This window comes from Kitasatospora sp. NPDC001132 (assembly GCF_053598415.1).
On record NZ_JBSFKF010000019.1, the window covers coordinates 54,936 to 69,486 of the forward strand.

Below are 14,551 nucleotides of genomic sequence, written 5' to 3' on the forward strand. Positions count from 1 at the left end.
TTTCCCCCGTCCCCCCGGTCGTCTCGCCTTTCGTATCACGGACTGAAATGCGGGACCAGCGGTTCCGGCCACTCCTTACACTGGGTGGCGTGATCTCTCGAATCGACCTCCGCGGCTCGCTGGACGACCCGCGTGACCTGCTGCCCCGTGCCGAGTTCGACGTCGCGGCCGCCCTGGAGAAGGTGCGGCCGATCGCCGAGGACGTACGCCATCGCGGGGTCGCGGCGCTGATCGAGATCACCGAGCGCTTCGACGGCGTCCGGCTGGAGTCGACCCGTGTCCCGGCCGAGCAGCTCACCGCCGCGCTGGAGACGCTGGACCCGAAGGTGCGGGCCGCGCTGGAGGAGTCGATCCGCCGGGCCCGCGCCGTGCACGCGGACCAGCGCCGCACCGGGCACACCACCCAGGTGGTGCCGGGCGGCACCGTCACCCAGCGCTGGGTGCCGGTCGAGCGGGTCGGCCTGTACGTGCCGGGCGGGCTGGCGGTCTACCCGTCCTCCGTGGTGATGAACGTGGTGCCGGCCCAGGAGGCGGGCGTCAGGGGCATCGCGGTCACCTCCCCGCCGCAGAAGGAGTTCGGCGGACGCGTCCACCCGACCATCCTGGCGGCCTGCGCGCTGCTCGGCGTGGACGAGGTCTACGCCGTCGGCGGCGCCCAGGCGGTCGCGATGTTCGCCCTCGGCACCGAGGAGTGCGCGCCGGTCACCATGGTGACCGGCCCGGGCAACATCTACGTGGCCGCCGCCAAGCGCTACTTCGCCGGCCGGATCGGCATCGACTCCGAGGCCGGGCCGACCGAGATCGCCGTCCTCGCCGACGACAGCGCGCTGGCGTCCGACGTCGCCGCCGACCTGATCAGCCAGGCCGAGCACGGCCCGACCTCCGGCTCGGTGCTGGTCACCGACTCCCCGGCGCTCGCCGACGCCGTCGAGGCCGAGCTGGCCGCGCAGGTCGCGCGGACCAAGCACTCCGAGCGGGTGGCCGAGGCGCTGGGCGGCAAGCAGTCCGGCATCATCCTGGTCGACGACCTGGAGCAGGGCCTCGCCGTGGTCAACGCGTACGCGGCCGAGCACCTGGAGATCCAGACCCGTGACGCGCACGCGGTGGCGGCCCGGGTGGTCAACGCCGGCGCGATCTTCATCGGCCGCTGGACCCCGGTCTCGCTGGGCGACTACGCGGCCGGCTCCAACCACGTGCTGCCGACCGGCGGCTGCGCCTGCCACTCCTCCGGGCTGTCGGTGCAGACCTTCCTGCGCGGCGTCCAGGTCGTCGAGTACGACCGGGACGCGCTGGCGGACGTCGCCGCGCACGTGGTCAACCTGGCGAACGCCGAGGACCTGCCGGGGCACGGGGACGCGATCAAGGCACGTTTTGTCGGAGACGAACAGAACTGGCACAGCGACTGGACGGTGTCGGGAGCGTGACCGCCATGACCCGCATCGACGACCTCCCCGTCCGCGACGAGCTGCGCGGGCAGTCCCCGTACGGCGCGCCGCAGCTGGACGTGCCCGTCCAGCTGAACACCAACGAGAACCCGTACCCGCTGCCCGAGGAACTGGTGGCCCGGATCGCCGAGCGCGTCGCCGAGGCCGCCCGCGGGCTGAACCGCTACCCCGACCGGGACGCGGTCGAGCTGCGCGAGGGTCTCGCCGCGTACCTCGCCGAGACCACCGGCTTCCCGGTCGGCCGGGCGCAGGTGTGGGCCGCCAACGGCTCCAACGAGGTGCTCCAGCAGCTGCTGCAGACCTTCGGCGGCCCCGGCCGCAGCGCGCTCGGTTTCGAGCCCTCGTACTCCATGCACGCGCTGATCTCCCGGGGCACCGGCACCGCCTGGATCTCCGGGCCGCGCAACGACGACTTCACCATCGACGTGGACGCCGCCGTCGCCGCCATCGCGGAGCACCGGCCCGACGTGGTGTTCATCTGCTCGCCCAACAACCCGACCGGCACCGCCGTGGACGCCGACACCGTGCTGCGGCTGTACGAGGCCGCGCAGGCCGCCCGGCCCAGCCTGGTCGTGGTGGACGAGGCGTACGTCGAGTTCTCGCACCGCGCCTCGCTGCTGCCGCTGATCGAGGGCCGGCCCAACCTGGTGGTCAGCCGCACCATGTCCAAGGCCTTCGGCGCGGCCGGGCTGCGCCTGGGCTACCTGGCCGCCGACCCGGCCGTGGTGGACGCGGTGCAGCTGGTGCGCCTGCCGTACCACCTGTCGGCCGTCACCCAGGCCACCGCGCTGGCCTGCCTGGAGCACACCGACACCCTGCTCGGGTACGTCGGGCGGCTCAAGGAGGAACGCGACCGGCTGGTCGACGCGCTGCGCGGGATGGGCCTGGAGGTCACCGACTCGGACGCCAACTTCGTCCAGTTCGGCCGCTTCGCCGACACCCACGCGGTGTGGCAGGCGATCCTGGACCGGGGCGTCCTGGTCCGCGACAACGGCGTCCCCGGGTGGCTGCGCGTCACCGCCGGCACGCCAGCCGAGAACGACGCCTTCCTGGACGCCGTCCGTTTCGTGATCAAGGAGCTGTAACCCCCATGTCCCGCATCGGACGCGTCGAGCGCACCACCAAGGAGACCTCGGTCCTGGTCGAGATGGACCTCGACGGCACCGGGAGGACCGACATCTCCACGGGCGTCGGCTTCTACGACCACATGCTCGACCAGCTCGGCCGGCACGGCCTGTTCGACCTCACCGTCAAGACCGACGGCGACCTGCACATCGACACCCACCACACCATCGAGGACACCGCCCTCGCGCTCGGGGCCGCCTTCAAGCAGGCGCTCGGCGACAAGGTGGGCATCTACCGCTTCGGCAACTGCACGGTGCCGCTGGACGAGTCGCTCGCGCAGGTCACCGTGGACCTCTCCGGCCGGCCGTACCTGGTGCACACCGAGCCCGAGGGCATCGCGCCGATGATCGGCTCGTACGACACCACCATGACCCGGCACATCCTGGAGTCCTTCGTGGCCCAGGCGCAGATCGCGCTGCACGTCCACGTGCCGTACGGGCGCAACGCGCACCACATCGTGGAGTGCCAGTTCAAGGCGCTGGCCCGGGCGCTGCGCTACGCCGCCGAGCGCGACCCGCGCGCGGCCGGAATCCTCCCGTCGACCAAGGGTGCGCTGTGAGCAACACCGCGATGATCCTCATCTTCGTCGGCCTCTTCCTGGCCGGCGGAGTCATCTCCTTCTGGAAGCAGAAGCAGTCGAAGGGCGTCATCCTGGTGCTCGCCTTCGGCTCCGTGATGTGCCTGGCCTCCGGCCTCATGCGCCTGTAGACCCGCCGCCCGCCGCAGAGAGACTGGACACCTGAACATGGGCAAGAACGTCGTCGTCCTCGACTACGGCTCCGGCAACCTCCGCTCCGCGCAGCGCGCCCTGGAGCGGACCGGAGCGGACGTCACCGTCAGCTCCGACTACGACACCGCGATGGCCGCGGACGGCCTGCTCGTCCCCGGCGTGGGGGCCTTCGAGGCCTGCATGCGCGGACTCAGGTCCGTCCGCGGGGACTGGATCATCGGCCGCCGGCTCGCCGGGGGCCGACCGGTCATGGGCATCTGCGTCGGCATGCAGATCCTCTTCGAGAAGGGGGTCGAGCACGGCGTGGAGACGGCCGGCTGCGACGAGTGGCCTGGCACCGTGGAGCCGCTGGAGGCCCCCGTCGTCCCGCACATGGGCTGGAACACCGTGGACGCCCCCGAGGGCAGCCGGATGTTCGCCGGCCTCGACCCCGAGACCCGCTTCTACTTCGTGCACTCCTACGGGGTGCGGCACTGGGAACTGGAGACCCACAGCGCGCGGATCAACGCGCCGCTGGTCACCTGGGCCACCCACGGGCAGCCGTTCGTCGCGGCCGTCGAGAACGGCCCGCTCTGGGCCACCCAGTTCCACCCCGAGAAGTCCGGCGACGCCGGCGCCGCCCTGCTGACCAACTGGGTCAACACCCTCTGACTTTCTGAGAGTTGGATCTCTGATGAGCCTCGAACTGCTGCCCGCCGTCGACGTCCGCGACGGTCAGGCCGTCCGTCTGGTCAAGGGCGCCTCCGGCACCGAGACCTCCTTCGGCGAGCCGCTCGCCGCCGCCCTCGCCTGGCAGAACGCCGGCGCCGAGTGGCTGCACCTGGTCGACCTGGACGCCGCCTTCGGCACCGGCTCGAACTACGAGCTGCTGCGCGAGGTCACCGCACAGCTGGACGTCAAGGTCGAGCTGTCCGGCGGCATCCGCGACGACGAGTCGCTCGCCCGCGCGCTCGCCACCGGCTGCACCCGGGTCAACCTCGGCACCGCCGCCCTGGAGGCCCCGGAGTGGGTCGCCAAGGCCATCTCCGAACACGGCGACAAGATCGCCGTCGGCCTGGACGTGGTCGGCACCACCCTGCGCGGCCGCGGCTGGACCCGCGACGGCGGCCAGCTGTTCGAGGTGCTGGAGCGCCTCGACCGGGAGGGCTGCGCCCGCTACGTCGTCACCGACGTCAACCGCGACGGCACCCTGACCGGCCCCAACCTCCAGCTGCTGCGCGACGTCTGCGCCGCGACCGACAAGCCCGTCGTCGCCTCCGGCGGCGTCTCCTCGCTCGACGACCTGCGGGCGATCGCCTCGCTCGTCGCCGAGGGTGTCGAGGGCGCCATCGTGGGCAAGGCACTCTACGAGCAGAAGTTCACCCTCGAAGAGGCCCTGGAGGCGGTTTCCGGATGACGGACGGTCGGATCGTACGCGGCAGGGTCGGTGGATTCTCCCCCTGGGAGGACGAGTTCGGCTACGCCCGGGCGGTCGCCGCGGGTGACCACGTGCACGTGGCCGGCTCCACCGCCTGGGTGGACGGCCGGATCGAGCACGAGGGGGACCCGTACCGGCAGACCCTCGCCGCGTTCGGCGTCGGGCTCCACGCCCTGGCCGCGTACGGTCTGACCGCGCAGGACGTGGTGCGCACCCGGATGTACATCACCCACGTCCGCGACGCCGAGGAGGTGGGCCGGGCCCACCGCGAACTCTTCGACGCCGCCCGCCCGGCGGCCACCATGGTGGTCGTCGAGGGACTGATCGACTCCCGGATGCTGGTCGAGGTCGAACTCGACGCGTACCGATCCGGGCTGGCAAGGATCCTGGAAAACCAGGAGCCCCCGAAGCCCCTGGAATCCCCGGAACCCCTGGAAGGCAAACAGCCGTGACCCTCGCAGTACGTGTCATCCCCTGCCTGGACGTCGACGCCGGGCGGGTGGTCAAGGGCGTCAACTTCCAGAACCTGCGCGACGCGGGCGACCCGGTCGAGATGGCCAAGCTCTACGACGCCGAGGGCGCCGACGAGCTGACCTTCCTCGACATCACCGCCTCCTCCGGCGACCGGGAGACCACCTACGACGTGGTCCGCCGCACCGCCGAGCAGGTCTTCATCCCGCTGACGGTCGGCGGCGGCATCCGCGCCGTCGAGGACGTCGACAAGCTGCTGCGGGCCGGCGCCGACAAGGTCGGCGTCAACACCGCGGCCATCGCCCGGCCGGAGCTGGTCCGCGAGATCGCCCAGCGGTTCGGGCGGCAGGTCCTGGTGCTCTCGGTGGACGCCCGGCGCTGCCCCGAGGGCACCGAGACGCCGTCCGGCTTCGAGGTCACCACCCACGGCGGGCGGCAGGGCACCGGCCTGGACGCCGTCGAATGGGCGGGCCACGCCGCCGAGTTGGGCGCCGGCGAGATCCTGCTCAACTCGATGGACGCGGACGGCACCAAGGACGGCTACGACCTGGAGATGATCCGGGCCGTGCGCAAGGCCGTCTCGGTGCCGGTGATCGCCTCCGGCGGGGCGGGCAAGCTCGCGGACTTCGCGCCGGCCGTCGACGCGGGTGCGGACGCGGTGCTGGCCGCCAGCGTGTTCCACTTCGGGGACCTGCGGATCGGCGAGGTCAAGGGCGCGCTGCGGGAGGCCGGGCACCCGGTGCGGTGACGCTGCGTGCGTGACGAGGGCCCGCGGTTCCGGGAACCGCGGGCCCTCGCCGTGTGCTCGGGACTCCCGGGTGTTCAGGACTCCTGCGGCTCGCCGTGGATCAGCGCGAACGGGGCGCCGTTCGGGTCGGCCAGCCAGGCGATCCGGCCGACGTTCTCCACGTCCGAGGCCGGCATCAGCACCGAGCCGCCGGCCGCCGTCGCGGCGGCCACCCGCGCGTCCACGTCCTCGGTGGCGAAGTACGGCGTCCAGGCGGAGGGCTGCTCCGGGGACATGGTCGGGGCGATGCCGCCGAAGCTGGTGGCCTCCTGGTCGCCCTCGGCGGCGGAGAGCACCCGGTAGGTCATGCCCGGCGACGGCTCGAACTTCTGCATCCGCCAGCCGAAGAGCTTCTCGTAGAAGGCGAGGGCGACGTCCGGGGCGGAGGTGTGCAGCTCGGACCAGACCAGGGCGCCCTCCTCGGAGACGGCGCCCAGCCCGGTGGTGCCGCCGGACTGCCAGAGGGCGAACTCGGCGCCCTGGGGATCGGTGAGAGCGGCGAACCGGCCCTCCTCCATCACGTCCATCGGCGGCACCCGGACGGTCGCGCCGGCCTGCTCGGCGGCCTTCACGGTGGCGTCCGCGTCCCTGGTGCGGAAGTACGTCGTCCAGGCGGACCGCGCGCCCGGGTCGAGGTTGCCGACGGCTCCGACGGTCCTGCCGCCCAAGTGGAGGAACCCGTAGCCGCCGGCCTCGGGGACCTCCTGGAAGGTCCAGCCGAACACCTTGCCGTAGAACGCGGCGGTGGCGGGGATGTCCGGGCTGCCCAGGTCGATCCAGCAGGGCGAGCCGATGGGGAAGTCGGTGGTGAGCATGGCGGAGTGCTCCTTCGACGCGGAGGGACCGGGACGGTTCCATCGGGCGCGCCCACGCGCCACCCCGGCCACCTGCGAGTCTGCACCCGGGCCCGGACATCCGCAGCCGGAGGCCGTCCGCGGCGGACGGCCCGGGCCGCTACCGCGGCGGCAGCGGCAGCACGTGGCGCAGGGCCTCGACGGCGTCCGGGGCGCCGTCGACGGTGAGGGCGGTCCGGGCGCCGCGGCCGTAGGTGAAGAGGACGAGCTCGGCGGGTTCGCCGGTGAGGCGGACGGTGGGGGAGCCCGCGGGACCGACGGTGAGGGAACGGCCGTCGGGGTGGGCGAGGGCCAGGCGGACCGGGGACCGGCGGCCCGCCTCCATGCGGGCGATGAGGGGCAGACGGCGCCAGAGGGCCTCGGCGCGGCCCGGCGGGACGGGCTGCGGGGTCCAGTCCTCGGCCGCGCGCAGGACGTCCTCGGCGTGGACGTAGTACTCGATGGTGTTCGCCGCCTCGTCGGCGCCGGGCAGCGCGAACGGGGAGTAGACCGGCGGGCCGGCCCGGAACAGCCGCACCAGCTCCTCGTACGGCCGCTCGGCGTACTCGTCCTGCACCCGCCGCGTCCACCCGGCGAGGGCACCGACCCGGATGCCGGCCGCCGCGTCGGGGCGGCGCTCGCGGATCACCAGGTGGGCGGCCAGGTCCCGGGTGGTCCAGCCGGCGCAGAGGGTTGGGGCGTCCGGGCCGGCGGCGGTGAGCAGCCGGGCGAGGCGGTGGCGTTCGGCGAGGGCGTGGTTCGACATGGCGTCAGCCTAGGCGCTCGGCCGCCAGAGCCCGGCGCGGAAACTGAGGTCACCGCCACCTCGGTATCGGTCCGCGTCCGATGACCCTACGGACAGGCTCCGCAGTCATGACTCCAGTCCACCTGGCCGGCCCCGCCTGGCGATGCGCGAGGTCGAACCCAGGGACACCGACGCCCTCCTGGCCATCTACGGCGACCCTGAGGCCACCCGGCACCTCAGCTTCGAACCCCCACCCGCGAGCAGGTCGAAGCGATCACGGCCCGCTCCATCGACTCCGCGCATGCCACCCCGCGTACCGAGTACTGCATGGCCGTCACCCGCCTCGGTGAACACCAACTGATCGGCTACGCCCGGCTGGCCACCGAGCCCCAGCAGGCCGCCACCATCGGATTCGCCCTCCACCCGGCCGAGTGGCGCAAGGGGCTCGGCACCGAGACCGTCCACCTGCTGTGCGCGCTCGGCTTCACCGTCCTCGGCATGCACCGCATCTGGGCCGCCCGCTCACCACGCAACGAGGCCTCGGCCCGCACCCTGCTTCGTGCCGGCTTGACCGAGGACGGCCGGATCCGTGACCTGGTCCGAGCGTTTCCCTCGGTGGCAGGGTTAACTGCTGGTTGGATTTATCAATTCGGGTCTTCCCTGTGGTGGCACCCCTTGATGGATCGAGGGGTGCCACTATCAACGGCGGCCTCCTCGTTGGAGGAGGCCGCCGTTGCCCGTTCTCGGTAGTCGGTCCTCTTTTTGGTGTCGCTCGCCTCGCTGTCAGGGCGAGGTGAGCGACGGAGGGTGCCCTTCTGGAGTTGTTCTTTGTGTTTCCCGGTCCTTCCTCGGGTAGGGGAAGCAGCTGACTCTCGGTGGCGGGCCTGCGCCCGGAGGCAGCCCCCGGACGGGTGAGTTCGGCGAACCGCCTGCCGGGGACGGGGCGGGTGGGCCATCCTCTTGGCCATGACCTCCGAGCAGCCGCCGCCCGCAGTCGGCTCCCGTCCGTCCCGGGGCCTGGTCCTCACCGTCGCCGCCGTGCTGGTGGTCCTGCTCGCGGTGGTGGCCACCGCGGTGCTGTGGCCGGACGACGGGAAGCCGGCCGCCGCGCCGCCCCCGCCCACCCCCACGGCCACGGAGACCCCGACGCCGACGCCCACCCCGACGCCCACACCGGCGAAGCCGCAGCCGCCGTACGCCTTCTTCCCGGTCGGCGCCTGCTTCGACCACCCGCAGCTGAGCCCGGTGATCACCAAGCCCGAGGAGCGGCCCTGCGCCGGCGAGCACGACGGCGAGGTGATCGCCGACCTCAGGCTCGCCGACGGCCTGACCGGTGAGATCCAGGTCGCCCTCGCCATGCGGGAGGGGTGCAAGGACGTCGAAGCCGCCGCCAGGGCCCACCAGACCGACGGAAGGACCTACTACGGCCGCCAGTTCGGCCCGGCGATGGCCAACTACCAGCAGGGCTGGCGCGACTACACCTGCACCCTGGCCGTCAGCAACAAGCAGGGCGGCCCCAAGCTCACCGGGCAACTGCATTCCTAGCGGTTCCCCGGTTCCCAGCGGTTCCCCCGCGGGCGATCCGTGCCCCCGCGGGGGAGCGGGGCGGGGCACGCCGGGGTGGCGGGGCGGGCTGACACAATGGGGCTCATGTCCACCACACCCGCCACGCCCGGCAGCACCGCCCTCGCCCCCGAGATCGCCGCGCGGCTCAAGCGCACCGAGGACGGGCTGATCCCGGCCATCGCCCAGCAGTACGACACCGGCGAGGTGCTGATGCTCGGCTGGATGGACGACGAGGCGCTGCACCGCACCCTCACCACGGGCCGCTGCACCTACTGGAGCCGCAGCCGTCGTGAGTACTGGGTGAAGGGCGACACCTCCGGCCACGTCCAGGCGGTCAAGTCGGTGGCCCTGGACTGCGACGGCGACACCCTGCTGGTCAGGGTCGACCAGAGCGGCGCGGCCTGCCACACCGGCGACCGCACCTGCTTCGACGCCGACGTGCTCCCGCTGTCCTGACCCCACCCCGTCCACAACTCCAGAAGGTGCCGCCCGTCATGGATCTCGAAGCCTTCCGCAAGCTCGCCGTCGACACCCGGGTCATCCCGGTCACCCGCAGGCTCCTCGCGGACGGCCTCACCCCGATCGGCCTCTACCGCAGCCTCGCCGAGGAGCGGCCCGGCACCTTCCTGCTGGAGTCCGCCGAGCAGGGCCGCAGCTGGTCGCGCTACTCCTTCGTCGGGGTGCGCAGCGCCGCCGCGCTCACCGTCGGCCCGGACGGCGGAGCCCGCTGGCTCGGCACCCCGCCGGTCGGCATCCCCACCGACGGCGACCCGCTGGAGGTGCTGCGCGCCGCCCTCCAGGCGCTGCACACCCCGCGCATGACGGACGACGGCCTGCCGCCGCTCACCGGCGGCCTGGTCGGCTACCTCGGCTACGACATCGTCCGCCGGCTGGAGAAGCTGCCCGACCTCAACCCGGACGACCTCGGCCTGCCCGAGCTGACCATGCTGCTCGCCACCGACCTCGCCGTGCTCGACCACGTCGACGGCACGGTGCTGCTGATCGCCAACGCCGTCAACCACAACGACCTGGCCAGCGGCGTCGACGAGGCCTGGGCGGACGCGGTGGCCCGGCTGGACGCCATGGAGGCCGAGCTGTCCAAGCCGGTCGACCCGGGCCTGGCCACCTTCACCCCGGCCGGCCCCGGCGAGGTGCGCTCTCCGTTCGGCGGCGAGCCGTACCGGGCCGCGGTGGAGGAGGTCAAGGAACGGATCCGGGCCGGCGAGGCCTTCCAGGTGGTGCCCTCGCAGCGCTTCGAGGCGCCCTGCCCGGCCTCCGCGCTGGACGTCTACCGGGTGCTGCGCACCACCAACCCCAGCCCGTACATGTACCTGTTCCGCTTCCCCGGGCCGGACGGCGCCGCCGAGGGCGGCTTCGACGTGGTCGGCTCCAGCCCGGAGGCGCTGGTGAAGGTCACCGACGGCGAGGCGATGCTGCACCCGATCGCCGGCACCCGGCACCGCGGGGCCACCCCGCACGAGGACGCGGAGCTGGCCGCCGAGCTGCTCGCCGACCCCAAGGAGCGGGCCGAGCACCTGATGCTGGTGGACCTCGGCCGCAACGACCTCGGCCGGGTCTGCGAGCCGGGCAGCGTCGAGGTGGTCGACTTCATGCAGATCGAGCGCTACAGCCACGTGATGCACATCGTGTCGACCGTCACCGGCAAGGTGGCGCCCGGGCGCACCGCCTTCGACGTGCTGACCGCCTGCTTCCCGGCCGGCACCCTGTCCGGCGCGCCCAAGCCGCGGGCGATGCGGATCATCGAGGAGCTGGAGCCCACCCGTCGCGGCCTGTACGGCGGCTGCGTCGGCTACCTGGACTTCGCCGGGGACTCGGACACCGCGATCGCGATCCGCACCGCGGTGCTGCGCGACGGCACCGCGTACGTGCAGGCCGGCGCGGGCGTGGTCGCCGACTCCGACCCGCACGGCGAGGACACCGAGTGCCGCAACAAGGCGGCCGCCGTGCTGCGGGCCGTCGCCACCGCCAATACGCTGCGGAGGCCGGAACTGTCCTGAGGCGCGAGGAGGCGGCCGGGATGCCCGAGGTGCCGTACGACGAGCTGCGCTGGGCGGTCGTGCTCGGCGCCGCCGGACAGCTCGGCGAGCAGCCGGCCGGTCACGGGCGGGTGCTGTCGGGGGTGGCGATCGACTTCCCGGCGGCGCCCGGCGGCCCGGGGCCGCACGGGCCCGACCGGCCGGACCCGGTGGTGCTCGCCCCGGACCTGGCCGTGCTCGCCCGGGACGCGGTGCGCGGCGGGCGGGGCCGGTTCGGCGCGGCCGGGGTCGAGGCGGTGCTGGAGGTGGCCCGGCCCGGTCTGGCGGAGGCGGCGAGGGCGTACGCGCGCAGTGGCGTGCCGCTGTACCTGGTGGTCGATCCGGCGGCGGCGGTCTGCACCCTGCACACCGCGCCGTCCCCCGAGGGCGTGTACCGGGAGGCCGAGCGGGTGCCCTTCGGCAACGACCTGTTCCTGGCGCTCGGCGGCCGCACGGTGGTGCTGCGCACGGACGAGTTCCCGACGCCGTCATCCGCGCCGCCCGCCGCGCCGCCCGACGCTGGGGACCCGGCGCCGTTCCCCACCCCGGGTACGGACCCGGGCGTCGGCCGGGGGATAGTGGACGGGTGACCGCAGAGCAGACCCCCGCCCCCGCCGCTCCCAGCCGCCGCACCCTCGGCGTGATGCTGCTGCTGACGGTGCTGAGCGCCGTCCTGGTGCTGACCGCGGCAGGGCGGACCTGGGCCGAGGGCCGGGCCGGCACCCTGGACGTGTCCGTCACCGGCGGCAAGATCTCCGAACTGCCCGGCGGGCTGGCCCTGGTGGGCCTCGCCGCGGCCGTCGCGGTGTTCGCGGTGCGCGGCGTCGGACGGCTGGCGGTCGGCGCGCTGACCCTGCTGGCCGGGCTCGGTGCGGCCGCCGCCTCGGTGGCCGGGGCGGGCGACACCGCCGCGCTGGACGCCGAGGCCGCCCGCAAGCTGGCGCTGACCGGATCGGCGGCCACCGAGGTCGCGCACACCGCCTGGCCGTGGGTCGCGCTGGTCGGCGGGCTGCTGCTGGCCCTGGCCGGAGTGCTCACCCTGCGGTACGGCCGGGGCTGGCCGGCCATGGGCAGCCGCTACGAGGCGCCGACCCGCAAGGCCCCGGTGAAGACCGACACGCCGGGCGACCTGTGGAAGGCGCTGGACCGGGGCGAGGACCCGACCGCGGTGTGAGCCGCGGGCATGTGACGCGATAGACCCGCCACCCGCTTTGGGCCACCGATGTGTGGCCCGGCACAATGGAACCCGTCAACCCGCCGGCGGCCCCGCAGGCCCGGCCGGGCCCCGAGAGCCAAGGAGCACCACTCAGATGGCAGCAGCAGCACACGGCCACACCCCCGCCGCCTGGACCGGCGTCGTCATCTCCTTCGTCGGTTTCGGCGTCGCGGGCGTCGCGATGATCCTGCCGTCGGTGCTGCTCGTCTGGGTCGGCCTGGCGGTCGTCCTGGCCGGCGGCGTGGTCGGCAAGGCCATGTCCCTCGCGGGCATGGGCAAGCAGGCCAGCACCAACGTGTACAAGTCGGCCGAGGAGCAGATCGCGGCCCGTGAGGCCCGCGCCGCCGTCGCCGCCTGACGAACGGCTCGTCGCACCACACGTTTGTCGTACATCGGAACGGCGGGCGCGCCACGCCCGCCGTTTCGTCGTGTCCGGGCCCGACCCGGGCAGAATCGGGGCGTGACCTCCGCCCCCACCGCCTCCGCCCCGCCGCCCGTGCTGCGCCGGCTGAGCCCGCCGCTGACCGCGCTGGCGGCGGTGGCCGTCCCCGCCGCGTACGTCGCCGTGGTGGACCCGAACACCCCCGGGCACTACCCCGACTGCCCGTTCCTGACCGCCACCGGCTGGTGGTGCCCGGGCTGCGGGGGGCTGCGCTGCGTCCACGCGCTGACCCACGGGGATCTCACCGGTGCCCTGCACGACAACGCCGTCCTGGTCCTGCTGGTCGGCGTGCTGGCGGTGCTCTGGCTGCGCTGGGGCTGGGCCGCGCTGACCGGCGGTCCGCCGCCCAGGATCACCGTCGGGGCCCGTCGCTGGGCGCTGATCGCCCTGCTGGTGCTGGTGTTCACCGTGGTGCGGAACTCGGGGATCGGTGCCGGGCTGGCACCGCCGCTGGTCTGATCCGGCCACCCGGGGGCCGCTTCCGGCCACCGGGCCGCCGCCCTTACGGACCGCCGGCGGCGGGCTCGAAGAGCGACCGAAAACCAGTGCGAAGACCGGCCGAAAACCGGCGCGGGGCCGGTGAAACCGCAGCTGGGGACCGTCGGCGCGGAGGTCCGGTCCGCGAGACGCGGCTCGAACCGATGCGCCCCCCGCCGCCGGGTGCCGATACCATCGAAGAGCCGGTGGGCTGTCGCCCGCCGGCTCGCGCCGACCAACTGGCAGAAAAGATGGGGGCTCCTGAGTGAGTGTGCTCGACTCGATCATCGAAGGGGTCCGCGAGGACCTCGCCGAGCGGCAGGCCCGGGTCTCCCTGGACGAGCTCAAGGAGCTCGCCGCCAAGGCCCCGGAGGCCAAGGACGGCGTCGCCGCCCTCAGGGGCGACGGGGTCCGGGTGATCTGCGAGGTGAAGCGCTCCAGCCCGTCCAAGGGCGCCCTGGCCTCGATCGCCGACCCGGCCGCCCTGGCGGTCGACTACGCGGCCGGCGGTGCGGCCGCGATCAGCGTGCTGACCGAGCGGCGCCGCTTCGGCGGCTCGCTGGCCGACCTCGACGCCGTCCGCGCCGCGGTGGACACCCCGGTCCTGCGCAAGGACTTCATGGTCACCGCCTACCAGCTGTGGGAGGCCCGCGCGCACGGCGCCGACCTCGCGCTGCTGATCGTCGCCGCCCTCGACCAGCCGGCCCTGGTGTCGCTGATCGAGCGCGCCGAGTCGATCGGCCTCACCCCGCTGGTGGAGGTGCACGACGAGGAGGAGATCAAGCGCGCGGTGGACGCCGGCGCCCGGATCATCGGCGTCAACGCCCGCAACCTCAAGACGCTCGAAGTGGACCGCAACACCTTCGAGAACGTCGCCCACGCTATCCCGGACGGCATCGTCAAGGTCGCCGAGTCCGGCGTGCGCGGCCCGCTGGACGTGATCAACTACGCCAACCTGGGCGCCGACGCGGTGCTGGTCGGCGAGACCCTGGTGACCGGCAAGGACCCGCGCGCCGCGGTCGCCGACCTGGTCGCCGCCGGGGCCCACCCCGCCGTCCGGCACAAGGACTGACGCCGCCCGATGAAGATCGCCGCCCGACTCGCCCCCGGTTGCCGCCCGCGCGGCTGCCGCGCACCCGCACGCCGGGTGCTGGGGCGTCGGGTGCGGTACGTCATCGGGTGCGAGCCCGGGCAGGTACCGGGACGGCGATGGCGCGTGACGTCCGGCTGACCGGCCCACCAGCCGGGGCGGTCGAGAAGA

Annotated in this window: 20 protein-coding genes; 18 read left to right on the forward strand and 2 right to left on the reverse strand. The window is 73.6% G+C overall.

The genetic code is table 11. From position 1 onward, the window contains the following. The first annotated feature begins 89 nt into the window (after positions 1-89). The 8 genes from hisD to hisF are packed head-to-tail and all read left to right on the forward strand — an operon-like array spanning position 90 to position 5,936. Positions 90-1,424 (forward strand): histidinol dehydrogenase, encoded by a 1,335-nt coding sequence (gene hisD, locus ACWDBE_RS23950; protein WP_449789813.1) that lies wholly within the window; start codon positions 90-92, stop codon positions 1,422-1,424. A 5-nt stretch (positions 1,425-1,429) separates the two neighbouring features. Next, a complete protein-coding gene (locus ACWDBE_RS23955) occupies positions 1,430-2,530 on the forward strand; it encodes a histidinol-phosphate transaminase (RefSeq protein WP_449789812.1) in 1,101 nt (366 codons plus the stop codon). Between the two features lie 5 nt (positions 2,531-2,535). After that, on the forward strand, positions 2,536-3,129 hold the full coding sequence (gene hisB / locus ACWDBE_RS23960; RefSeq protein WP_449789811.1) for an imidazoleglycerol-phosphate dehydratase HisB: 594 nt from the start codon (positions 2,536-2,538) through the stop codon (positions 3,127-3,129). Further along, positions 3,126-3,278, forward strand: a complete 153-nt coding sequence (locus ACWDBE_RS23965; protein WP_449789859.1) for a hypothetical protein — start codon at positions 3,126-3,128, stop codon at positions 3,276-3,278. Before hisB ends, ACWDBE_RS23965 begins: the two co-directional genes overlap by 4 nt. 37 nt (positions 3,279-3,315) lie before the next feature. Next, on the forward strand, positions 3,316-3,951 hold the full coding sequence (gene hisH / locus ACWDBE_RS23970) for an imidazole glycerol phosphate synthase subunit HisH (protein WP_449789810.1): 636 nt from the start codon (positions 3,316-3,318) through the stop codon (positions 3,949-3,951). 22 nt (positions 3,952-3,973) lie between these two features. Then, a complete protein-coding gene (gene priA, locus ACWDBE_RS23975; protein WP_402405251.1) occupies positions 3,974-4,696 on the forward strand; it encodes a bifunctional 1-(5-phosphoribosyl)-5-((5-phosphoribosylamino)methylideneamino)imidazole-4-carboxamide isomerase/phosphoribosylanthranilate isomerase PriA in 723 nt (240 codons plus the stop codon). Then, positions 4,693-5,169 carry a RidA family protein gene (locus tag ACWDBE_RS23980; protein ID WP_449789809.1) on the forward strand — a complete coding sequence of 159 codons (477 nt, stop codon included), beginning with the start codon at positions 4,693-4,695 and terminating at the stop codon, positions 5,167-5,169. The genes priA and ACWDBE_RS23980 overlap by 4 nt, the downstream gene beginning before the upstream one ends. After that, a complete protein-coding gene (gene hisF / locus ACWDBE_RS23985) occupies positions 5,166-5,936 on the forward strand; it encodes an imidazole glycerol phosphate synthase subunit HisF (RefSeq protein WP_449789808.1) in 771 nt (256 codons plus the stop codon). Before ACWDBE_RS23980 ends, hisF begins: the two co-directional genes overlap by 4 nt. 74 nt (positions 5,937-6,010) lie before the next feature. Here the strand turns inward: hisF and ACWDBE_RS23990 are convergent, their stop codons facing one another. Both ACWDBE_RS23990 and ACWDBE_RS23995 read right to left on the reverse strand, forming a co-directional pair. Then, a complete protein-coding gene (locus ACWDBE_RS23990; RefSeq protein WP_449789807.1) occupies positions 6,011-6,790 on the reverse strand; it encodes a VOC family protein in 780 nt (259 codons plus the stop codon). A 139-nt stretch (positions 6,791-6,929) separates the two neighbouring features. Beyond that, positions 6,930-7,574: a TIGR03085 family metal-binding protein gene (locus ACWDBE_RS23995; RefSeq protein ID WP_449809005.1), complete on the reverse strand. Its 645-nt coding sequence runs from the start codon at positions 7,572-7,574 to the stop codon at positions 6,930-6,932. Positions 7,575-7,841: 267 nt separating this feature from the next. Here ACWDBE_RS23995 and ACWDBE_RS24000 point away from each other — a divergent pair, with 267 nt between their 5' ends. From ACWDBE_RS24000 to trpM, 10 genes are all read left to right on the forward strand, one after another. Continuing rightward, the gene (locus ACWDBE_RS24000) at positions 7,842-8,303 is read left to right on the forward strand and encodes a GNAT family N-acetyltransferase (RefSeq protein ID WP_449809032.1); all 462 of its coding nucleotides are present in this window, start codon (positions 7,842-7,844) and stop codon (positions 8,301-8,303) included. Positions 8,304-8,519: 216 nt separating this feature from the next. Beyond that, complete coding sequence (locus ACWDBE_RS24005; RefSeq protein WP_449789805.1) at positions 8,520-9,098, forward strand: hypothetical protein; 579 nt, start codon at positions 8,520-8,522, stop codon at positions 9,096-9,098. Between the two features lie 105 nt (positions 9,099-9,203). Then, the gene (hisI, locus tag ACWDBE_RS24010) at positions 9,204-9,575 is read left to right on the forward strand and encodes a phosphoribosyl-AMP cyclohydrolase (RefSeq protein WP_392869245.1); all 372 of its coding nucleotides are present in this window, start codon (positions 9,204-9,206) and stop codon (positions 9,573-9,575) included. A 38-nt stretch (positions 9,576-9,613) separates the two neighbouring features. Next, on the forward strand, positions 9,614-11,137 hold the full coding sequence (locus ACWDBE_RS24015; RefSeq protein WP_449809006.1) for an anthranilate synthase component I: 1,524 nt from the start codon (positions 9,614-9,616) through the stop codon (positions 11,135-11,137). A gap of 20 nt (positions 11,138-11,157) precedes the next feature. After that, complete coding sequence (locus ACWDBE_RS24020) at positions 11,158-11,745, forward strand: Uma2 family endonuclease (RefSeq protein ID WP_449809007.1); 588 nt, start codon at positions 11,158-11,160, stop codon at positions 11,743-11,745. Then, a complete protein-coding gene (locus ACWDBE_RS24025; protein WP_449789802.1) occupies positions 11,742-12,329 on the forward strand; it encodes a TIGR02234 family membrane protein in 588 nt (195 codons plus the stop codon). The genes ACWDBE_RS24020 and ACWDBE_RS24025 overlap by 4 nt, the downstream gene beginning before the upstream one ends. A gap of 136 nt (positions 12,330-12,465) precedes the next feature. Then, positions 12,466-12,729 (forward strand): HGxxPAAW family protein, encoded by a 264-nt coding sequence (locus ACWDBE_RS24030; protein ID WP_449789801.1) that lies wholly within the window; start codon positions 12,466-12,468, stop codon positions 12,727-12,729. A 102-nt stretch (positions 12,730-12,831) separates the two neighbouring features. Beyond that, on the forward strand, positions 12,832-13,272 hold the full coding sequence (locus tag ACWDBE_RS24035; protein WP_392869237.1) for a DUF2752 domain-containing protein: 441 nt from the start codon (positions 12,832-12,834) through the stop codon (positions 13,270-13,272). 283 nt (positions 13,273-13,555) lie between these two features. Continuing rightward, complete coding sequence (trpC, locus tag ACWDBE_RS24040) at positions 13,556-14,362, forward strand: indole-3-glycerol phosphate synthase TrpC (RefSeq protein WP_449789800.1); 807 nt, start codon at positions 13,556-13,558, stop codon at positions 14,360-14,362. Positions 14,363-14,371: 9 nt separating this feature from the next. After that, the gene (trpM, locus tag ACWDBE_RS24045) at positions 14,372-14,521 is read left to right on the forward strand and encodes a tryptophan biosynthesis modulator TrpM (protein WP_188296911.1); all 150 of its coding nucleotides are present in this window, start codon (positions 14,372-14,374) and stop codon (positions 14,519-14,521) included. Positions 14,522-14,551 lie beyond the last annotated feature (30 nt).